The sequence below is a fragment of the Actinopolyspora mortivallis DSM 44261 genome, from assembly GCF_000384035.1.
In the GTDB taxonomy this organism is placed as follows: domain Bacteria; phylum Actinomycetota; class Actinomycetes; order Mycobacteriales; family Pseudonocardiaceae; genus Actinopolyspora; species Actinopolyspora mortivallis.
On the sequence record NZ_KB913024.1, the window covers coordinates 2,648,586 to 2,668,752 of the forward strand.

General features: G+C 70.4%; 14 protein-coding genes. 6 read left to right on the forward strand and 8 right to left on the reverse strand.

Features of this window, described 5'->3' with window-relative positions:
- Nucleotides 1–92 precede the first annotated feature (92 nt).
- From cysD to ACTMO_RS0112505, 3 genes are read left to right on the forward strand one after another with little or no spacing between them, the layout of a single operon-like run.
- Nucleotides 93–1,055, forward strand: coding sequence for a sulfate adenylyltransferase subunit CysD (gene cysD / locus ACTMO_RS0112495; RefSeq protein ID WP_019855029.1), 963 nt, complete (start codon nucleotides 93–95; stop codon nucleotides 1,053–1,055).
- 1 nt (nucleotide 1,056) lies between these two features.
- Nucleotides 1,057–2,412, forward strand: coding sequence for a sulfate adenylyltransferase subunit 1 (locus tag ACTMO_RS0112500; RefSeq protein ID WP_019855030.1), 1,356 nt, complete (start codon nucleotides 1,057–1,059; stop codon nucleotides 2,410–2,412).
- Nucleotides 2,413–2,428: 16 nt separating this feature from the next.
- The gene (locus tag ACTMO_RS0112505; RefSeq protein ID WP_026449173.1) at nucleotides 2,429–3,190 is read left to right on the forward strand and encodes a sirohydrochlorin chelatase; all 762 of its coding nucleotides are present in this window, start codon (nucleotides 2,429–2,431) and stop codon (nucleotides 3,188–3,190) included.
- An 83-nt stretch (nucleotides 3,191–3,273) separates the two neighbouring features.
- On the opposite strand, the gene ACTMO_RS0112510 is transcribed toward ACTMO_RS0112505, so the two are convergent.
- Both ACTMO_RS0112510 and ACTMO_RS0112515 read right to left on the reverse strand, forming a co-directional pair.
- A complete protein-coding gene (locus ACTMO_RS0112510; RefSeq protein ID WP_157062874.1) occupies nucleotides 3,274–4,065 on the reverse strand; it encodes an FkbM family methyltransferase in 792 nt (263 codons plus the stop codon).
- A 197-nt stretch (nucleotides 4,066–4,262) separates the two neighbouring features.
- The gene (locus tag ACTMO_RS0112515) at nucleotides 4,263–5,204 is read right to left on the reverse strand and encodes a hypothetical protein (RefSeq protein WP_019855033.1); all 942 of its coding nucleotides are present in this window, start codon (nucleotides 5,202–5,204) and stop codon (nucleotides 4,263–4,265) included.
- A gap of 605 nt (nucleotides 5,205–5,809) precedes the next feature.
- On the opposite strand from ACTMO_RS0112515, the gene ACTMO_RS0112520 reads away from it, so the two are divergent.
- The 3 genes from ACTMO_RS0112520 to ACTMO_RS0112530 all read left to right on the forward strand — a co-directional run bounded on the left by ACTMO_RS0112520 (nucleotide 5,810) and on the right by ACTMO_RS0112530 (nucleotide 13,970).
- Nucleotides 5,810–10,573 carry a type VII secretion system-associated protein gene (locus ACTMO_RS0112520; RefSeq protein ID WP_026449175.1) on the forward strand — a complete coding sequence of 1,588 codons (4,764 nt, stop codon included), beginning with the start codon at nucleotides 5,810–5,812 and terminating at the stop codon, nucleotides 10,571–10,573.
- A gap of 158 nt (nucleotides 10,574–10,731) precedes the next feature.
- Complete coding sequence (locus ACTMO_RS0112525; RefSeq protein ID WP_019855035.1) at nucleotides 10,732–13,134, forward strand: ADP-ribosylglycohydrolase family protein; 2,403 nt, start codon at nucleotides 10,732–10,734, stop codon at nucleotides 13,132–13,134.
- Between the two features lie 68 nt (nucleotides 13,135–13,202).
- On the forward strand, nucleotides 13,203–13,970 hold the full coding sequence (locus ACTMO_RS0112530; RefSeq protein WP_026449176.1) for an enoyl-CoA hydratase-related protein: 768 nt from the start codon (nucleotides 13,203–13,205) through the stop codon (nucleotides 13,968–13,970).
- 74 nt (nucleotides 13,971–14,044) lie between these two features.
- On the opposite strand, the gene ACTMO_RS0112535 is transcribed toward ACTMO_RS0112530, so the two are convergent.
- The 6 genes from ACTMO_RS0112535 to ACTMO_RS0112565 form a co-directional block, all read right to left on the reverse strand.
- Nucleotides 14,045–14,422 (reverse strand): barstar family protein, encoded by a 378-nt coding sequence (locus ACTMO_RS0112535; protein ID WP_245556150.1) that lies wholly within the window; start codon nucleotides 14,420–14,422, stop codon nucleotides 14,045–14,047.
- A 230-nt stretch (nucleotides 14,423–14,652) separates the two neighbouring features.
- A complete protein-coding gene (locus ACTMO_RS0112545) occupies nucleotides 14,653–14,919 on the reverse strand; it encodes a hypothetical protein (RefSeq protein ID WP_019855039.1) in 267 nt (88 codons plus the stop codon).
- 108 nt (nucleotides 14,920–15,027) lie between these two features.
- Nucleotides 15,028–15,936 (reverse strand): 3-hydroxyisobutyrate dehydrogenase, encoded by a 909-nt coding sequence (gene mmsB / locus ACTMO_RS0112550; protein WP_019855040.1) that lies wholly within the window; start codon nucleotides 15,934–15,936, stop codon nucleotides 15,028–15,030.
- A gap of 53 nt (nucleotides 15,937–15,989) precedes the next feature.
- Nucleotides 15,990–17,048, reverse strand: a complete 1,059-nt coding sequence (locus ACTMO_RS0112555; protein ID WP_019855041.1) for an enoyl-CoA hydratase/isomerase family protein — start codon at nucleotides 17,046–17,048, stop codon at nucleotides 15,990–15,992.
- Nucleotides 17,045–18,226 carry an acyl-CoA dehydrogenase family protein gene (locus ACTMO_RS0112560; RefSeq protein WP_026449178.1) on the reverse strand — a complete coding sequence of 394 codons (1,182 nt, stop codon included), beginning with the start codon at nucleotides 18,224–18,226 and terminating at the stop codon, nucleotides 17,045–17,047. The genes ACTMO_RS0112555 and ACTMO_RS0112560 overlap by 4 nt, the downstream gene beginning before the upstream one ends.
- Nucleotides 18,227–18,396: 170 nt before the next feature.
- The gene (locus ACTMO_RS0112565) at nucleotides 18,397–19,896 is read right to left on the reverse strand and encodes a CoA-acylating methylmalonate-semialdehyde dehydrogenase (protein ID WP_019855043.1); all 1,500 of its coding nucleotides are present in this window, start codon (nucleotides 19,894–19,896) and stop codon (nucleotides 18,397–18,399) included.
- Nucleotides 19,897–20,167: the final 271 nt, after the last annotated feature.

The following is a 20,167-nucleotide window of genomic DNA, read 5'->3' on the forward strand; positions in this document are numbered from 1 at the left end:
CGCGACACGTTCCGGGGCCGTGTCGAGACGACACACCGTGTGCTCCGCCATCCCTCCACGGGGTGATCCGACAACTGTGTAAAGGCACGCTGATGACGACGGAAGCGATCATGGATCAGAATCTCGACCTGTCGGAGGATCCGGCGACGTCCGAGGCTCCGCCACAGGTGGACAACCTCGACGCGCTGGAGTCCGAGGCGATCCACATCTTCCGGGAGGTCGCCGGGGAGTTCGACCGCCCGGTGATCCTGTTCTCCGGAGGCAAGGACTCCACGGTACTGCTGCACCTGGCGCTGAAGGCCTTCCGCCCGGCCCCCGTCCCGTTCCCCCTGCTGCACGTGGACACCGGCCACAACTTCGAAGAGGTCCTGCGGTTCCGCGACGAGCTCGTCAGCAGGCACGACCTTCGCCTGGTCGTCGCCCGGGTGCAGGACTGGATCGACGACGGCCGGCTCACCGAACGCCCGGACGGAACCCGTAACCCGCTGCAGACCCAGCCGTTGCTGGAGGCCATCGAGCAGAACCGCTTCGACGCCGTGTTCGGTGGGGGCCGGCGCGACGAGGAGCGGGCCCGCGCCAAGGAACGCGTGTTCAGCCTGCGCGACTCCTTCGGGCAGTGGGATCCGCGCAGGCAGCGCCCGGAACTGTGGAACCTCTACAACGGCAAGCACCGCGCCGGTGAGCACATGCGGGTGTTCCCCCTGTCCAACTGGACGGAGCTGGACGTGTGGCGCTACATCCAGCGCGAGAAGATCGAGCTGGCCAGTCTCTACTACGCCCACCGCAGGGAGGTCTTCGAGCGGGACGGCATGTGGCTGACCTCGGGCCCGTGGGGAGGTCCCCGTGAGGGCGAGGAGGTCGTCGAGAAGACCGTCCGGTACCGGACCGTGGGGGACGGTTCGTGTACCGGTGCCGTGGAGTCCGAGGCCTACACGGTCGACGACGTGATCGCCGAGGTCGCCGCGAGTCACCTGACCGAGCGCGGCGCGACGAGAGCCGACGACAGGATGTCCGAGGCGGCCATGGAAGACCGCAAGCGGGAGGGCTACTTCTGATATGACCGACGACACCGAGACCCTCACGCGGTTCGCTCCGGACAGCGGCACCGAGGTGGCCCTGCCGGTGCACACCGACCTGCTGCGGCTGGCCACGGCCGGTTCGGTCGACGACGGCAAGAGCACCCTGGTGGGTCGGCTGCTGCACGACACCAAGTCGGTGCTGGCCGACCAGCTCGACGCGGTGCACCGGGCGAGCGCGGACCGCGGCCTGAGCACCCCCGACCTGTCCCTGCTCGTCGACGGGCTGCGTGCGGAGCGGGAGCAGGGCATCACCATCGACGTCGCCTACCGGTACTTCGCCACGGCCAAGCGCACCTTCGTGCTGGCCGACACCCCCGGCCACGTGCAGTACACCAGGAACACGGTCACCGGGGCATCCACCGCACAGCTCGCGGTGCTGCTCGTCGACGCACGCAAGGGGGTGCTGGAACAGACCCGCAGGCACGCCGCCGTACTCGCCCTGCTCGGGGTTCCCCGGCTCGTGCTGGCCGTGAACAAGATCGACATGGTCGACTTCGACGAGTCGGTGCACGCCGGCATCGCGGCCGAGTTCACCGAACACGCCCGGGCGCTGGGGTACGCGGACGAGCACGTGGTGACCGTGCCGGTGTCGGCCCTGCACGGCGACAACGTGGTGGAGCGCTCCGAGCGCACTCCCTGGTACACGGGACCGTCGCTGTTGGAGCACCTGGAAACCGTCCCGGTGGCACCGGATCCGCACGACGTGCCGTTCCGCATGCCGGTGCAGTACGTCATCCGCCCGCGCACCACCGAGTACCCCGACTACCGGGGCTACGCCGGGCAGGTGGCAGCCGGTGTGGTCTCCGAGGGCGACGAGGTCGTCGTGCTGCCCGCGGGTATCCGCAGCAGGGTGGCCAAGGTGGACACCCCGGACGGGCAGGTTCCCAGTGCCGCCGCGGGCCGGTCGGTGACCGTGCTGCTCGAGGACGACGTGGACGTGGCACGCGGCGACGTCATCGTCGCCGCCGAGAACCAGCCCCGGGTCACCGACGAGTTCGACGCCACGCTCTGCTGGCTGGCCGAGAAACCGCTCACACCACGCGCCCGCCTGCTCGTCAAGCACGGCACGCGGACGGTACAGGCCATGGCCACCGAGCTGACCACCCGTTTCGACGAGCAGGAACTGTCCGGAGTGGACTCTCCCGAACAGCTGGAGCTCAACGAGATCGGCCGGGTCCGGTTGCGCACCTCCGAGTCGCTGCCCGTCGACGAGTACGCGGACAGCAGGCGCACGGGCTCGTTCATCGTGCTCGACCCCTCGGACGGTTCGACGCTGGCGGCCGGTCTCGTCGGTGTGCCACTGGCCCCGCTCGCGGCGAGCGTGAACCACTGACTCCGGGAGCCGGAACATGAGTGCCCCCTTGGTCGCGGTGGCGCACGGAAGCAGGGACCCACGTTCGGCGGAGACCGTCCGGCGGCTGCTGAACGTGGTCCGTTCCGTGCGTCCCGAGCTGGACGTCCGGGAGGCGTTCCTCGACCTGTCCGCGCCGTCGCTGGGCGAGGTACTCGACTCCGTGTACTCCGACGGACACCGGCAGGGGGTGGTGGTTCCGCTGCTGCTGGGCCACGCCTACCACGCGAGCGTGGACATCCCGGAGGCCGTGGCCGAGGCGCGGCGGCGCAATCCGGGACTGTCGGTGCGCGTCTCCGGGGTCCTCGGACCGGATCCGCGGCTGCGCGCGGCCGCCTGGCGCAGGCTGCTGCACACGGGGGTGGACCTCGGGGACACGGGAATGGGGGTGGTGCTCGCCGGCGCCGGTTCGGCCCACCCCCCGGCGAACAGGCTCGTGGCGGAGGTGGCCGAGTCCTGGCGTCGGCGTACCGCCTGGGCCGGGGTGGTGCCCGCCTTCGCCGCGGCGTCCGAGCCGGACGTGCCCACCGCCGTGGAACGGCTGCGCGCGGCCGGGGCCCGGCGCTTCGCGGTGGGCTCCTGGTTCCTCGCCCCCGGCAGGCTGCCGGACCGGGTGATCGAGCGAGCGCTTGAGCACGTCTCCGAGCCGCTGCTGGCCGAGCCCATGGGGGACGACCACGACGTAGCCGAACTGGTCGTGGGCCGCTACGAGTCGGCGCTGGACCGGCCTCTCGCCGCGCTCGGCCCGGAAGGACGATGAGTTCCACCGGCAGGGGGCGCTCTCCGCACCTCGCTCCCGGCCGGAGGTGCTGCGCCGGATCTCCGCCGGTGTCGTGGACCCGTTCACGGCCGGGATGCGGTGAACAGGTAGTTTCGTTTGCGCGGGGTCACCCCGTCGACGGGAATCCAGCTCCCCGAATGCCACACGTGGGGTCGGTATCCCATTTTCCGCAACCGGACCAGGAATGCGGACGGATCGAGACCGTAGCGGGAAAGGTGCCGTTGTTCGATTTCGAGCAACAGCGTTGGTCTGCATTCCTCCAGGGTTTTCTCCGCACCGTCGAGAACGGTGGGCTCATAGCCCTCGACGTCGATTTTCATGAAATCGACCCGGGGAATTCCCCGAAAACGCCGTATCTGGTCCACGGAGAACGTGTCGGTCACCACCGAACGACTTCCGCGGAAGAGCCCCGTGGGAGGAGCGCTCGCCACCCCCTCACCCACATGGGCGTGCCCGTGGATCGGCAGTCCGAAACGGGTGGGAACGGTGATCCTGCCCCTGCCCGAACGCCCACCCAGCGCCGCGCGGGCGATCCGGAGGTTGCGCACGCCGGTCAGCAGCGCGCCGGTCGCCAGTATCCGGTGCGGTTTGCGCTGGGGCTCGAAGGAATGTACCTCCCCCGCCGAGCCGACGAGACGGGCCAGGGCGAAGCTGTACATGCCGTAGGCGGCACCGACGTCGAAGCACACGTCCCCGGCTCCGACCACCTCCTTCAGCCCCTCGACCTCCGGCTCGATCACCGACCACCGCGAGGCACCCCGCAACGCGGCTGCCATCGTCCGCAGTCGACGCCCGTGGGCACGGGATCCGCGCGGTTCGGGACGCGTTCGGCCACCGGCTGGTTCATTCCTCATGCGTGGATACACCTCCCCCAGAAACCGTCTCTGCCGACGGTCCAAACTAACCCAACCACGTCCTCTTCGGACACTCGGTGTCCCCCGCTCGTGTAAGGAACGGAACTACCTCCCCGCCGACAGACCGGGTCCGTGGAGCACACGGTTCTCCGGCCGGGCGACGGGCCGTCCGGCCGGAGAAGCCGCGGGGATGCGGCTCAGGAGGCGGAGAAGGTCACCTTCCGCACCCCGTGGAGGCAGGTGTAGTCGTAACCACCCAGTTCACCGCCGGACTCCTCGGCCAGGCAGGTGAAGTCGTGGCTGCGGTAGTTCTCGCCGAGGTTGCCCTCGGCGTCGGCGGCGACGTCACGGGCCACGCCGCAGTCCACACCGGTGGCGTTCACGCCGAAGGCCCCGTGGTCCGTCTCCGGGCTGAAGGGCACGTCACCGCAGGAGCGGACGGGCGTGTAGTCGGCGGTGACGGTGGTGTCCCCGTCGAGCACGACCGTGTTGTCCTGCCGAACTGTGCTCTGCGGGTGGATCACCTCGCGCGGGCCCGTGGCGGTACTGCCCACGGCGACACGTGCCACCGAGCTGCTCCCCTGCCGCAGACCGACCGAGGCGGAGTACACCCCGTCGCCGTCGAAGTCGTTCAGCGCGATCGCCCCGAGGTCCTCGATTCCGTCCACCTCGCCCTGGGCGGGGCCTTCCGGCTGGTCGAAGAGACCGTAGAAGGTCATCCCGGCGGGGACGTTTCCGTCGGTACGGACCTGCATCCGCAGTTCCGTGGTTCCCCGCTCGGGCAGCTTCCCGTCACTCTCCACCGGTTCCACGGTGCGCACCGTCAGCGGATCATCCGTGTCACCCCCGAAGCGCCCCGGCAGACTGCCGGTGACCCGGACGCGTTCACCGACGTAGGGAAGCACCACCTTGGAGTCGAAGTCGAGGGCGTAACTGGTCCCGCTCTCCGAGTCGGTGATGGCGTAGCCGGACTCCGCGCGTACCAGTTTTCCGGTGACCGTGGTGAACAGACCCCCGTGTTGTGACACGGACGTAGCGGGATCCTTTTCCGTTTTCTCGGGGATGGTCGCGGAAACAGCCGTTCCCGCGCCTCCGAGAACGGTCAGTGCGGCGAAGGCGGCGGCAAACGTCTTGTGCATGTCGGACTTCTCCTTCTCGCGTGGGGAGTTCCCTTTCGGTTTTCTGTCCCGTGGGACGCGCCGGGAGGGCGAAAGTTGCCTTCCGCGTGCACATCGATTCGTCGCGAACCGCTTTTCCGCACGGCACACCCGTTCTCCGCCCCGGTTCCGAATTCCCGCGCGGCTTACCCGACAAACGCACACCCCTCGAATTGCTCCGAACGGAGCAGTCACACCGCCCCGCGCTGAGGTATTCGGAGCAATTCGGGGCGATACGCCCCGGAGAAGGGGGATCTACCCTCATGATCGGAGTGCGCCCACGGGGCGCGCCCCGGCGGCGGGACGGACGCTACCCCCGACACTCCGCCCGTCGCCGGGCCTCAGCTTCCGGTTCGAACGAGTACCGGCCAGCACAGCACGCGTGTTTGGTAAACAGGAGATACCGATATTCACTCCATAAGGTCATGAGACAGTAACGACCACGCAGTGACGCGCTCAACCGATCGCTCGGCGGGCCGCCAGGCAGGCACGTCCCGACCGAACCGCGTTCGAAGCGGCCTCCGTCATCACGTGACGAAGACCGCCGGACCACACCGAGAACCTGACAAGGGGAAGCAGCGGGGGCGATGAGCAGTCAGCAGCCGAGCCGACCGGCTATTACACCCGCGATGCGGGAACAGGCAGCGCAACAGCCGAACAGCTGGCTGTACGTGGTGGATCCGATCTTCACCGACCCCAACGCGGAGGTACCGCCCTGGGGATTCATCGGCGGCTTCCGCGTCGACGAACACGGTCGGATCACCGAGGACTTCTCCCCGAACCCGAACTACCGCCCGTCCCCGGTGGCGCTGCGGCTGCCCGCCCCCACCAACGACGTGGAACGGGCCCTGCAGCTGACCACCACCGGTTACGCCCCCGCCCAGACCCTGCTGGCCGCCCTGCTGGAGACCGAACTCATCCTGTTCGCCCAACCCCAGGGCGACGGGCTGTTCACCCTCAACCACCACTCGGGCCGCAAACAGCTGCAGGTCTTCACCTCGGAGACACAGCTGCCGGGCAACTGGACCAGCTGGCAACGCATGACGGGCCGCTCCCTGGCGGGAATGCGTCCCCTCGGCACGGACCTGCAGGTGAACCCGAACAGTGTCGTCAAGGTCCGTGTTCCCGCCGAGGACCTGATCCGCGCGGCGGGGCTTCCCGTCACGGCCAACCACACCGCCAACGGAGCCTCCGCCGCCGAGACGACCGCGCGGACCGACGTCTCCACGATCACCACCCCCGGCCGTCCCACCACGAGCACCCCCTCCTCCGCCACGGCCCCGGAGTCCACCTCCTCCGAGTCGGCGCCGGACCTGCCGTCACCGCCCCAGCAGGAGGAACGCGAGCGGGTGGGCGACGATCCCTTCGGGGAACGTTTCCTGGGAAGTCTGCTGGCCACGGCGGCCGGGGACGCCCTCGGAGCCCCCGTCGAGTTCTACCCGCTCGAACAGATCAGAAGTCGTTACGGCACCGACGGGGTGACCGACTACGACCGCAACACCGAGCACCCGGGTGCGTTCACCGACGACACGCAGCTGACGCTGTTCACCCTCGAAGGCATGATCCGGGGTCATCTCGCCGTCCGCACCGGAGTGAGCGAGAACCCGCTGCCCGCGATCCAGCTGGGACTGCAACGCTGGCTGCACACCCAGGGGTACTCCTGGGAACGTGCCGCCGGGCCGTTCCTGCACACCCACCCCGAACCGGACGGGTGGCTGGTCGCCCTGCCGGAGTTCTTCGCGGTGCGCTCCCCCGCCAGCAGCAACATCAGCGCCCTGCGGGAGTTCGTCTCCTCCGAACGGCCGGGCAGTGTCGCCGAACCGCTGGGGCGTTCGGAGACCAACGGCGGGATGCTGCGCGCGCTGCCCGCCGCGCTGTGGTCGCGCGATCCGCACACCGTCTTCGAGATGGCCTGCGCCTGTGCCGCGCTGACCCACGGCGCGCCCGAGGGGTACCTTCCCGCCGGAGTGCTGGGGGTGCTGCTGCGTCAGCTGTGGGACGGTCAGAAACTGGCCACGGCACTCGCGCGGGCCCGCACGGTCCTCGCCGAGTACGCGCCCGACTGCGGCACGGAACAGGCCCTGGCCCGTGCCGTGGAGCTCGCCGAGCACGGCAGCCCCACCCCCGAACGCCTCAAGGACGTGCTCGGGGCCGGTTGGACGGCCTCCGAGGCGCTGGCCATCGCCGTCTGTGCCGTGTCGAGCACGGAGAACCTGGCCCGGGCGGTGCTGTTGGCGGTCAACCACTCCGGCGACAGCGACTCCACCGGGGCCGTCTGCGGAGCCCTGGCCGGGGCGATGTACGGCAGGTCGGCGCTTCCCGGGGTGTGGCTGCGGGACCTGCGTCAACGCGAAACGGTCGAGGACCTCGGACGGGACGCGCTGCGGGAGTTCGGAACCTCCCCTCCGGACGACGAGGGATGGCGGCAGCGCTACCCCGGCCACGGGGACGTCTCCTCCCTGGGATTCGATCCCACGTTCGGTGGGCGGGCCCCCGCCGAACACTCCTCCCCGAGCGGTTCCGCCGTGGTGGAGGAGGTCCCCGACCCCTCCGGAACGGAAAGCTCCACCGGAGAGTCCTCCGGCACCACCGCTCCCACGGAGGATCCTCCGGACTCCGCTGTCGGCGGTGGCGGGTTCCGCGGTCCCCTGCTCGGAGGGGCGGTGGGGGACGCGCTCGGCTATCTCGTCGAGTTCGACCCGCTGGCCACCATCCGGGGACGGTTCGGTCCCGCCGGGGTGACCGGATTCCCGGAGAAGGGGAACGCGTCCGCGGTGGTCAGCGACGACACCCAGATGACCCTGTTCACCCTGGAGGGCATCATCCGTGCGGGGACCTCCAGGCGCCTGGGGAGGGCGACTCCTCCGGTCGAGGTGGTGCGACACGCCTACCAACGGTGGCTGCACACCCAGGGGTTCGACTGGAAGGAGGCGCGCGGCCCCGCGGAGGAGGACGAACCGGACGGGTGGCTGATCGGGCGGCGCGAGCTGTTCAAACGACGGGCCCCGGGCACCACGTGCATCCAGGCCCTGCACGGCTTCGGCCGCGAACGCAGAGCCGGTTCGGTGGCCGCTCCGTTGAACGACTCCAAGGGGTGCGGCGGGGTCATGCGAGCCGCCCCCGTGGCGCTGTGGTCGACCGATCGGCGGGAGGTTTTCCGCGTCGCGGCCGAAAGCGCCGCCCTCACGCACGGCCATCCGAGCGGCTACCTCCCGGCCGGGGCGTTCGCCGTGATCGTGCGGGCCCTCCTCGACGGGTTCTCCCTCCACCAGGCCCTCGACACGGCGTTGGGGGAACTGAGCCGGTGGGACGAGCACCAGGAGACGACGGCCTGCCTGAAACGGGCCGAGGAGCTGGCCGCCGCCGGGGAACGAGGACCGGAGACGATCGAGCGGCGGCTCGGTGGCGGATGGGTCGGTGAGGAAGCGCTGGGCATAGCGGTCTACGCCGCGCTCACCCACCCCGACTCGTTCACCGACGCCGTGCTGCTGGCGGTCAACCACTCCGGCGACAGCGACTCCACCGGCTCCGTCTGCGGCACCGTCATGGGGGCCGCGCTGTCCGCCGACTCGATTCCGGAGGAATGGGTACGGACGCTGGACCTGCGCGAGACGATCGAACGGATCGCCGCCGACGCCGAGCTGGAGTTCGGACCGGCCCCGCCCCAGGACGCGGAATGGCTGCGGCGCTACCCGCTTCCCCCCGGAGAACGAGCGGCGGAGGCCTCCGGTGCGGGCGGGGAAACACCGCCCCGGACGTGGCTGCCCGTGCGCGACACGGCCTCCTCGGGTTCCGCCTCGGCGGAGTCCGAAGCGCAACGGCCGTCTCCCGGGACCGACGAACAGGAGGGGGAGGGAATCCCGGACACCGAGGAAGACGCACCGCCGCCCGAGGAGCACGCGCCCACGGGCACGGACGTAGCCATCTCCGACTCCCCGGCCTCCCCGGCGGAGGGCGAGGACGCCGGGAAGGAAGAAGATCCCTCCTCCGCCGAGGAGGCACCCCCGGAGTGGGAACGGCACGCGGAGGAACCGCCCCCGACGGAGGAGGCCACGGGCAACGAGTCCCTGTCTGCCGAGGAGTCCCGGCTGTTGAGTGCCTGGAGGCGGATCCAGGACGGGGACGGGGACGTGCCCACCGAGCTGTACGAGGGACTGCGCGCACTGGCGATCGACACGTTCGGTGCCGAGGAGGCCGCGCGGCTGCTCGGGACGCACGGGCGGAACCGGAACACGGGGGCTCTCGCGGAGGAGTCCCCTTCGGAGCTGGACCTCGACCAGCGTCTCCGTGGCTGCGTGCTGGGCACGTTGTGCGGCGACGTCCTGGGTACACCGTTGATGTTTTCCACCGACACGGGAAAGCTCGACGCCGACGAGCTCGAGAGACTCGTGGGCACGGACGGCCGGGGGAGCTGCCTCAGCCAACAGCTGCTGTTCGTGCTGCACGGTGTGCTGCGCGCCGAACTGCGGAAACGGCTGCACGACTCCGATACCACCACCGTGGACAACATCCGCACGAGTCTGCGGCAGTGGCTGGGCACCCAGGGGGTCGTGCTGCGGCATCCTCCACGCGAGCACTGGCCGGGTGAGACGCCCGTCCTGCGTGCCCAGCGTTTTCCCGACCATGCCAGCCTGGCCGCCCTCGCCGCCCCGGCCCAGCACGGCACGAGGCCGGGACCGTTGAACCCGCCCAACGACGCGGACGGCTTCCTCGGCACGGCCCGCGCCGCCCCGCTCGGGCTGTTCGCCCCCGACCTCGCGGTCGCCTTCACCCTCGGCGCGGAAAGCGCGGTGCTGACTCACGGCAGCCCGGACGGTTACCTTCCCGCCGGGATGCTCGCCGGGCTGGTCAACGCGCTGCTGCGGGGTACGACGCTGGCGGAGGCGACCCGGCGGGCGCTGGCGGAACTGGACAAGTACGAGGGGAGCACGAACACGGCGGAGGCGGTCCGCTCGGCGGTGCGACTGGCCGAGAACGGACCACCGGAGGCCACGGCCCTGGGGGAGCTCGGCAGCGGCTGGCGGGCCCCGGAGGCACTGGCCATCGCCCTGGCGGCAGCGTTGTCCCGTCCGGACTCGTGGCGCGAGGCCGTGACCCTGGCCGCCTCCCACCCCGGCAACAGCGCCGCCACCGCCGCCCTCTGCGGCGGCCTGCTGGGCGCCTCCCGCGGTGACGAGGCACTACCGACCGAGTTGGTCGAACGGCTCGAACCGCGTGAGGTCGCCGAGACGCTGCTGGCGGACCGGCAACGTCTGCGGGATCCGGAGGAACCGTTCTCGGAAGAGCAGCCTCCGGAATGGATGACACGGTATCTCGGCGAGGAAAGCGGCGGTAACGGAACCTCCCGCTGAGTCGATGCACCGGTGTGGACGGCGGCCCGTGAGGTGCCGGTACACCGTCAACCGGCCGAACCGGCTGGAGCCTTTCCGTGGGTTTTCCCGGAGGTCGACCGGGCGGGACCCTGGGCGACAGGCGGGACTCCGCCCCGACGACGAGGATGACTGGTGCCGTGGAGGAGACGACGACTCCCCTCGGGGAGGACGAGGCGCGGCTGCTCGCGAGGTTCCGCGCGGACAGGCGACGTTCCGTACGACCCCCGCTGCGGGACGGGCGGGAGCGCGCCCTGCTGAACCACTGGCGGCTGCTCCGCACCGATCCGCACGGACCGTTGTGGGCGAGAACGCTGGAAAACGGGCTCACGCACACCGGCAGCGTCCCCGGAACGGAGACGGGAACGTTGTTCGGCGACTGTCCCGAGGCGCGGGGAAGGTTGCTGGGCATGCTCCGGGGGTGCGCGGTGGCCGAGACGTTCGTCCGGCGGGCCCCGGAGGTGCCGCGCACGAGCACGGTTCTGTCCGTTGTTGACGAACTGGTTCGGGCGCGGGCCGAGTTCCACCAGCACGGCGAGGCCCACCCGGTGGAGGCGATGCTACGCGGTCAGCGGTGTCTGCCGCACCCCCACGGAGCCACCCACCCCGAGTGCCCCGACTCGTCCGCCTGTGGGGGCGGTGTCGCGGACGGAGAGCCTACCGTCGATTCCCGGAGTTCTCCGGGTGGTGAGGCCGATCCGGTGACGCTGTTCACCCTGGGCCGCATCGAGGAGGGCGCTCGCCCCGGCACCCCGGAGGAACCCGTCAACACCGCCGAGTCGGCCGGTGCCGTTCCGGTCGCGGCGGTCGCGGCGGCGCTGTGGGCGGAGAACCCGTCCTCGGCCCTGCTGCTGGGCGAACGGATGGCCGCCCTGACGCACGGCGGCCTCCGGGGGTACCGGCCCGCCGGGCTCGCCGCGGCCGTCCTGTTCGGACTGATGCGGGGTGGTGACCCGCGATCCTGCGCCGCCGAGGCCGTGGAACTGGCCGGACGCGAACGTGTCTGCCCCGAGGTGGCCGAAGCCGTGCGGCTGAGCGGGTTCCGCCCGGCGGGGAGCCGTCCCACCAGGAGGAACCTGGAGGCCGCAGCGGACTGCCGGACGGGGGCCGGGGCGTTGGCCGTGGCGCTGCGCGCGGTGATCAGCTCTCCCGAGGACTTCGCCGGGGCACTGCGGGTGGCCGTCGACCACGGCGGAGACACCCTCGTCTCGGCGCTGCTCTGCGGGCAGCTGTTCGGAGCCCGCCACGGTCCGGACCGGCTTCACGAGGTCACGGGGCGGGTTCCGCGCGTCGATCCCCTGGTCGAACGAGTCACCGCCGAGGCGGTACGCGAGTTCGGGGTGACTGCCGGCGACGCCCCGCGGCGGGGGGAGTCTCCTCCGACAGTCCCGACCTTCGAGGAAGCCGCGGAGAACGACGAGGACGAACCGAGCGGGCAGTACCGCACCAGCGAGGTCTGGCAGGGGCTCTTCACGCACTGCGTGCTCGGCTGCGCCGTCGGCGAGGCGCTCGGAGGGGCGGTGGCCGGGGACTCCTGGCAGGAGATCACGGACCGCTACGGTCCCTCGGGGCTGCTGGAGTACGTGCCCGCGGGCCATCCCTCGGGGCGGATCGGCAGCGAGACGCAGATCCTGCTGTTCACCCTGGAGGGGATGGTTCGTGCCGGGCTCGCCCGGCGCGGGACGGAGGTCGACCTCCCGACCGGGTACGTGCAGCACGCCTACCAGCGGTGGCTGCACACCCAGCACCTGAGCTGGCCCCGCGCCGCCGGGAAGTTCCTGTCGGTGGCACCCGAACCGGACGGTTGGCTGGTGGGCCTGCGCGGACTGTTCCAGACCCGCACGCCGGGACGGACCATGATGCGCACGCTGATCGCCTTCGCCAAGGGGCAACGGGAGATGGGGGACCCGCAGACACCGGAGAGCGACTCCGACGGCGGCACGGCCCTGTTACGCGCCGTTCCCGCCGCGCTGTGGAGCGCGGACCCGGCCGAGACGTTCCGGGTGGCCGCCGAGCTGGCCGGGCTCACCCACGGTCACCCCGACGCCCGGATGGGCACGGCGAGCCTGGCCGTGGTGGTCTCCCGGCTGTTACGGGGAGTCCCGCTGTCCGAGTCGGTGGCGGAGGCCCTGGCGATGGTGGAGCGCCGGGAGGAAGGGGAGCACGTTCGGTCCACCCTGGCCACCGCCGTGGACCTGGCCGAGGAGGGGCCGGTCCCGCCGGAACGCGTCACCGGAACCTTCGGCACCGGATTCACCGCCGTGGGGGCTTTGGGGATCGGGGTCTACTCCGCGCTCTGCGCACGGGGGGACTTCGCCCTGGGCATCCGGACGGCGGTCAACCACTCGGGGGACAGTGCGGTGTGCGGGGCGGTGGCCGGGGGGCTGTTGGCCGCCTCGGCTCCGGAGACGGTGGAGGAACGCTGGACCCGGGAACTGGAGCTGCGCGAGACCGTGGAACGCATGGCCACCGACGCCGCGCTGGAGTTCGGCCCCGCTCCCCCGGAGACCCCCGAGTGGTTCGAGCGCTACCCGGTGAACTGAATCAGGGCTTCCCAGGATTTCGTCGTCGATCTCGTCACAGCGGTCCTCTCCCGACTAGGCTGCGGCGCATGGCTGACGAACTCGTGCATCGCGTTGTGGACAACGGGATCGCCACGATCACCCTCGACTCACCGCACAATCGCAACGCCCTGTCGAGACGGTTGCGTCACGAGCTGCTGGAGGCGCTGGACGGTGCCCTCGCCGACCCCGAGGTCCGTCTGATCGTACTGGCCCACACCGGATCCGTGTTCTGCGCCGGGATGGACCTGAAGGAGTCCCGCACCGAGGACGCGCGGAACCAGGGCATCAACGAGGTCCCGCAGCTGGTGGAACGCGTGTGGACCAGCCCGAAACCCGTGATCGCCAAGCTCGCCGGTCCGGCCCGCGCCGGCGGTCTGGGGCTGGTCGCCGCGGCCGACATCGCGGTGGCGGCGGAGGAGGCCACCTTCGCGTTCAGCGAGGTGCGCATCGGCGTCGTCCCCGCGGTGATCTCGGTCACCGTACTTCCCAGGCTGCACCCCCGGCAGGCCCACGAACTGTTCCTCACCGGCGAGACCTTCGACGCGCGCAGGGCGGTCGAGATCGGCCTGCTCAACTCCGCGGTCTCCGCCGGGGAGCTGGACGCCGAAGTGGACCGCTACGCGCGGATGCTGGCCAAGGGAGCTCCGAACGCCCTGGCCGCCACCAAGGAGATGCTGCGCACTCCCCGACCGGAGGATATGCGTACGGACTTCGCGAACATGCTGGAGCTGTCGGCCCGCCACTTCGCCAGCGAGGAGGCGGCCGAGGGAATGCGGGCCTTCGCCGAGAAACGCTCGCCCTCCTGGGAGCGCTGAGCTGCGTGGAAGACCACCGGGCGGGGTCCCCCCCGACCCCGCCCCCACCGAAGAGGGTGGGACTGCCGTGCGGTTCACCCGCCGGGTTCGTCGTCGGCGCACACCGCCCGGAACACCCGCTCACCGGAAGCTCCGGTGGCGGTGCGCAGCACCGTGCCGATCCGGCGGTAGGTTTTCGGGTCGTGCTCGGCCAGCACGCGGTGACGCGACCACACCAGCACGTGCTCCCCCGGCGGCAGCCAACACAGGTCGATCAGACAGTCGTACAGTGCGTCCAGGTTCCGCCCCGCCCACTCGGGGAAGGACAGTGTCGCCGCCACGGCGTCCAGCATGGCCCTCTTGCCGAACACCTCACCGCCGTCGAGCACGTGTGGGAAAGCTCCCGAAGCCCGGGCCCGGCGCACCGCCTCACCGGTGGTGGCGAACACGGGCAACGGAGCGGATTCGACCACCTCGACGTCCCTTCTCGAACCCCGTCTCGGAAACCCCACCGGACTCATCGTCAGTCGCCCACGATTCGCGCTCCGCACCGAAACCGCCGTCTCGCCGCTCACACGAGGTCCACGTGCTCGGCGAGCCACCCGAAGACCACCAGGGCGAGCATCACCAGCAACACGAACGTGACGCGGCCTCGCGAACTCACCCGCGCCTCCCCCGGAACTCTCCGGCGGGGGACGCCGCACTACTCCGCTTCGACACGTCGCCCCTTCACGATAAGGCCCGTGCCGGTTCGCACGCGAACACGCCGCCGCCCCACACGCACCGGAGGGTCGGCCTCGCGTGTCCTCGTCAACCTGGCCACGAGTTCGTCCACCCCACGGTCGAGGCCCCGAGCCACGAGCCAGCACAGGGGGATGAGCACGGCCAGCACCAGCGTCACCTGGAACGGGTAGGGCAGCATCACCAGCCACGACTCGATCCCGTCCCACACCGCGACCACTCCGCCCATCACGGCAAGCCAGCCTACCCCGCAGGACACCCGCCTGCGCGACGGGCGTCCCGGAGGCCACGGCGTCTCCCGGCGGGCACCGCAGCGGAGAGAGCACCAGGGTCGGGCTCAGCCCCGCTGCTCCGTGCCCACCTCCCCGGAGTGGCGCCTGATGGAGTCGATCACGGCGCTGAAGTCGTAGCCGCCACCGCCCTCCTCGTTGAAGCGTTCGTAGATCCGCGCGGCCAGCCGGGCCAGTTCCGTGTCCGCGCCACTGCGGTCCGCGGCCGAGACCGCCAGCCCCAGGTCCTTGAGCATCAGGGAGGCGGCGAAACCGGGCTCGTAGTCGTGGTTGGCCCGGCTGGTCTCCACCATGTCCGGAACGGGACAGTTGGTGGTCAGCGACCAGCACTGGCCGGTGGACACCGAAGCGACGTCGTACAGCGCCCGGTGGGACAGCCCGAGTCGCTCGCCGAGCACGAAGGCCTCGGCCACCCCGAGCATCGAGGTCGCCAGCATGAGGTTGTTGCACATCTTGGTGACCTGCCCGTTGCCCGCACCGCCGCAGTGGATCACCTTGCGGGCCATCGGTTCGAGGAAGTCCCGCGCGGCCAGGTAGGCCCGCTCGGTTCCCCCCACCATGAAGGTCAGCGTCCCCGCCTCCGCTCCGGCGGTGCCGCCGGAGACCGGCGCGTCCACGGAGTCCAGACCGGCCTCCTCGGCCAGCTCGTGCGCCCGTCGCGCGTCGGCGACGTCCACCGTCGAGGAGTCGATCAGCAGTGTCCCGGGTGAGACGGCCGCGAGGATCCGGTCGTAGCACTCCAGCAGGTGTTGACCCCCCGGCAGCATGGTGACCACGGCATCGACCCCTTCCACCGCCTCGACCGCCGAAGCGGCGACCGTCACCCCGTGTTCGGCGGCCCGCCGCGTCGCCTCGGACGCGAGGTCGAAGCCCCGTACGGTGTGTCCGGCTTTGACCAGGTTCGCCGACATCGGGCCTCCCATGTGTCCCAGCCCGATGAATCCGATGACAGCCATGGCCGATCCACCTTTCTCGTGATCCGACAGTTCCTGCGGCCGGGGGCTCGGGCTCAGGTGGGGAGCACGAGGTCCCCACCGGCCGGACGTTCGAAAAAGGCGGCGACCCGCTCCTCGTCGACCTCCGCCAGGGTGGCCGGTGACCAGGAGGGATTACGGTCCTTGTCCACCACCGTCGCGCGCACCCCCTCCATGAAGTCGCCGCGGTGGACGCACCCCAGCGACACGCGGTACTCCTGCTCCAGCGCCCGTTCCAGGGAGTCGAGCTCCCGGGCGCCGCGCAGCTCCCGCAACGTGACCTTCAACGAGGTGGGGGACTTCGTGGCGATCGTGCTCGCGGCCCGCTGGGCCTCCTCCTCGGGTCGGGAACGCAACCCTTCCAGGATCTCCTCGACCGAGTCCCGGGCGTAGACCTCGTCGATCCAGGCGGCGGCCCGCCCCAGCTCGGAACGCGGCGGCGTGGTGGAGTACTTCTCCAGGCAGGCGTCGACCTCACCGGAGGTGAGCGCGGTGACGAGGTCGTCCAGGTCCGTACCGGGCACGTAGTGGTCGGCCAGGCCGCAGTGCAGCGCGTCGGCCCCGCTCACCGGCTCCCCGGTCAGCGCCAGGTGCGTGCCCAGCTCACCGGGGGCGCGGGAGAGCAGGTAGGTTCCCCCCACGTCGGGGGCGAAACCGATTCCCACCTCGGGCATCCCCACCTTGGACCGCTCGGTGACCACCCGGTGCGAACCGTGTGCCGAGATCCCGACGCCACCGCCCATGCAGATGCCGTCCATGATCCCCACGACCGGCTTGGGGTAGCGGGCCAACGCGGCGTTCATCCGGTACTCGGCGGCCCAGAACGTCTCGGTGAGGTCGACCCGTCCGGCCCTGACCGCGTCGTACATGGCACGGATGTCGCCGCCCGCGCACAGGCCGCGTTCCCCGGCCCCCTCGACGAGCACGGCACGCACCCGGTCGTCGGTGCGCCACTGCTCCAGCGCGGACGTGACCGCCCGCACCATGTCGAAGGTCAACGAGTTCAGGGCCTTCGGCCGGTTGAGCGTGATCCGCCCCAACGCGCCCTGTACCTCGAACAGCACCTGCTGCTCGGCGTTCTCCTGGGTGGTCATGAGTCAGACTCCAACAGTCCACGGGAAATGATCAAACGCATGATCTCGTTCGTGCCTTCCAGGATCTGGTGTACCCGGAGGTCACGCACGATCTTCTCCAGTCCGTACTCGGAAAGGTATCCGTAACCCCCGTGGATCTGAAGAGCCTCGTTGGCCACGCGGAAACCGCTGTCGGTGGCGAGGCGTTTCGCCATGGCGCACAGCCGCGTGGCCTCCGGGTCACGGGCGTCGAGCGCGGCCGCGGCCCGCCACAGCAGGGTGCGGGCGGCCTCCAGCTCGGTGGCCATGTCGGCGAGCTTGAAACGCACGGCCTGGAAGTCGCCGATGCGGGAGCCGAAGGCGTGCCGCTGTTCGGCGTAGGTGGTGCTGAGTTCCAGGGCGGAACGCGCCCCGCCCAGGGAGCACGCTCCGATGTTGAGTCGTCCTCCGTCCAGTCCGGACATGGCGATCCGGAAACCGTCGCCCTCCTCCCCGAGCCGGTTGCCCACGGGAACCCGCGCGTCGGTGAAGACGACCTGCCGGGTGGGCTGGGCGTTCCAGCCCATCTTCCGCTCCTCCGGCCCGAACGAGATCCCCTCGGTCTCGCCGTCGACCACCAGCGTGGAGATGCCCCTCGGGCCGGGCTCGCCGGTGCGCACCATCACCACGTAGACGCCCGCGTAGCCACTTCCGGAGATGAACTGCTTGACGCCGTTGACCACGTAGTGGTCGCCGTCGCGCACCGCCCTGGTGCGCAGCGCGGCCGCGTCGGAGCCCGCCTCGGGCTCGGTGAGACAGTAACTGCCCAGTCGTCGCATGGAGCACATCCGCGGCAGCCAGGCGGCGCGCTGCTCGTGGTCGCCGTAGGCGTCGATCATCCAGGCGGCCATGTTGTGTATCGAGACGTAGGCCGCGATGGTGGGACAGCCGGTGGCCAGTTCCTCGAAGACGAGCGCGGCGTCGAAGCGGCTGAGCCCGCTGCCCCCGTACTGCTCGTCGACGTAGACACCTCCCATGCCGAGATCGCCCGCCTCCCCGAGCACGTCCACGGGAAAGTGCTTGTCGCGGTCCCACTCCTGCGCGTGGGGGGCGATACGTTCGGCCGCGAACTCACCGGCGGTCTCCTTGATCGCACGCTGGTCCTCCGTGAGGGCGAACGGGGACCGCGGCGATGCTGTCGCTGCGACGGAAGCGGTCACTGGGAACTCCTGCTCGGTCGTGACGTCGGATCGCGACGTCGTTTCCTCGCTGTCGACCTGTCGTCCCGCCACGGGTGCCCCGTGATCGCGCGACGGGATCGCCGACGCCGCTCCCACGGGGCCCTTCCCGGCACTCGGAACACCGTCGGTGTTCGCGGCCGGTCGCGGGGTCAGTGCATCGTCGGGATGGTGAAGCTGGCGTCCTCCTTGCGCCCGGAGGGCCAGCGCGAGGTCACGGTCTTGGTTCTGGTGTAGAACCGGATGGAGTCCGGGCCGTGCTGGTTGAGGTCCCCGAAGCCGGAACGTTTCCACCCGCCGAAGGTGTGGTAGGCGATCGGGACCGGGATGGGGACGTTGACACCGACCATTCCGGTGTTGACCCTGCTGGCGAACTCCCGTGCCGAGTCGCCGTCCCTGGTGAATATCGCGACTCCGTTGCCGTACTCGTGTTCGCTGGGCAGGCGCAGCGCCTCCTCGTAGTCGGCCGCGCGCACCACCGACAGCACCGGCCCGAAGATCTCCTCGCGGTATATCCGCATCTCGGGGGTGACGTTGTCGAACAGCGAGGCACCGAGGAAGAACCCGTCCTCGTGGCCCGGCATCCGGAACCCGCGACCGTCGACCAGCAGGTCCGCGCCTTCGGCGACCCCGAGGGCGATGTAGTCCTCGACCCGCTTCCTGGCCTGCTCGGTCACCAGCGGTCCGAAGTCGGCGGACTCGTCGAAGCTGGTTCCCGTCCGCAGTCGGCGGACCCGCTCGGTCAGTTTCTCCACGAGTGCCTCGGCGGTGGGCTGTCCGACCGGCACGGCCGCCGAGATGGCCATGCAGCGTTCGCCGGCGGAACCGTACCCCGCTCCCACCAGCGCCTCCACCGCCTGGTCCAGGTCGGCGTCCGGCATGATGATCATGTGGTTCTTGGCGCCGCCGAAGCACTGCGCGCGTTTGCCGTGGGCCGCTGCCGTGGAGTAGATGTACTCGGCGATGTCGGAGGAGCCGACGAAGCCGACGGCGGCCACCTCCCGGTGCAGCAGCAGGGAGTCCACGGCCGTCTTGCCGCCGTTGACGACGTTGAACACGCCGGGTGGCAGTCCGGCCTCGACGAACAGCTCGGCCAGCCGCAGCGGCACCGAGGGGTCCCTTTCGGAGGGTTTGAGCACGAAGGAGTTTCCGCAGGCGATCGCGGGGGCTGCTTTCCACAGCGGAATCATCGCTGGGAAGTTGAAGGGGGTGATTCCCGCAGCCACACCGAGTGGCTGACGCATCGAGTACACGTCGATGCCCGCACCGGCTCCCTCGGTGTACTCCCCCTTGAGCAGGTGGGGGATCCCGGTGGCGAACTCGACCACCTCCAGACCCCGCTGGACGTCCCCCTTGGCGTCCGGGACCGTCTTGCCGTGCTCGGAGGCCAGCAGCCGGGCCAACGAGTCCATCTCCTCGTTACACAGTTCGAGGAACCTCATCAGCACCCTGGCGCGCCGTTGGGGGTTCCAGCTCGCCCACGTGCGCTGTGCCTCGGCCGCGTCCCGCACGGCGGAGTCCACCTCCTCGGCCGAGGCGAGCGGCACTCTGGCCTGCACCGTGCCCGTGTTCGGGTCGAAGACGTCGTCGTAGGCCCCCGAGGTGCCCGCGACACGTTCGCCTCCGATGAAGTGCTCCAGCTCGTCGGTCATCTGCCTACGCACCCTTCCCCCGCACCGCTGGGCGGACGCCATAACTAGGAAGACAAACTTTTGGTGGGCCAATCATTCACCCACTCCACCACACCGCAAAAGGGTGTGCTACATCACAACGCGATCGGGTGAAGAAAAGTTCCGCGCGAGGAGAGGCGGACGGGACAACGGCGGCAGGCCACCCCGGAAACCGGGCACCGCACGAGCACGACGAACCGTGTGAGCCCTTCCCCAGGCCGTACACAAGCGTGGGCGGGAACCCGCCGATCCG

Excerpts from the sequence above, each read along its gene's own strand:
- cysD (WP_019855029.1), top strand. The coding sequence starts at position 93 with ATGACGACGGAAGCGATCATGGATCAGAATCTCGACCTGTCGGAGGAT.
- ACTMO_RS0112500 (WP_019855030.1), top strand. The coding sequence starts at position 1,057 with ATGACCGACGACACCGAGACCCTCACGCGGTTCGCTCCGGACAGCGGC.
- ACTMO_RS0112505 (WP_026449173.1), top strand. The coding sequence starts at position 2,429 with ATGAGTGCCCCCTTGGTCGCGGTGGCGCACGGAAGCAGGGACCCACGT.
- ACTMO_RS0112510 (WP_157062874.1), bottom strand. The coding sequence starts at position 4,065 with ATGAGGAATGAACCAGCCGGTGGCCGAACGCGTCCCGAACCGCGCGGA.
- ACTMO_RS0112515 (WP_019855033.1), bottom strand. The coding sequence starts at position 5,204 with ATGCACAAGACGTTTGCCGCCGCCTTCGCCGCACTGACCGTTCTCGGA.
- ACTMO_RS0112520 (WP_026449175.1), top strand. The coding sequence starts at position 5,810 with ATGAGCAGTCAGCAGCCGAGCCGACCGGCTATTACACCCGCGATGCGG.
- ACTMO_RS0112530 (WP_026449176.1), top strand. The coding sequence starts at position 13,203 with ATGGCTGACGAACTCGTGCATCGCGTTGTGGACAACGGGATCGCCACG.
- ACTMO_RS0112545 (WP_019855039.1), bottom strand. The coding sequence starts at position 14,919 with ATGGGCGGAGTGGTCGCGGTGTGGGACGGGATCGAGTCGTGGCTGGTG.
- mmsB (WP_019855040.1), bottom strand. The coding sequence starts at position 15,936 with ATGGCTGTCATCGGATTCATCGGGCTGGGACACATGGGAGGCCCGATG.
- ACTMO_RS0112555 (WP_019855041.1), bottom strand. The coding sequence starts at position 17,048 with ATGACCACCCAGGAGAACGCCGAGCAGCAGGTGCTGTTCGAGGTACAG.
- ACTMO_RS0112565 (WP_019855043.1), bottom strand. The coding sequence starts at position 19,896 with ATGACCGACGAGCTGGAGCACTTCATCGGAGGCGAACGTGTCGCGGGC.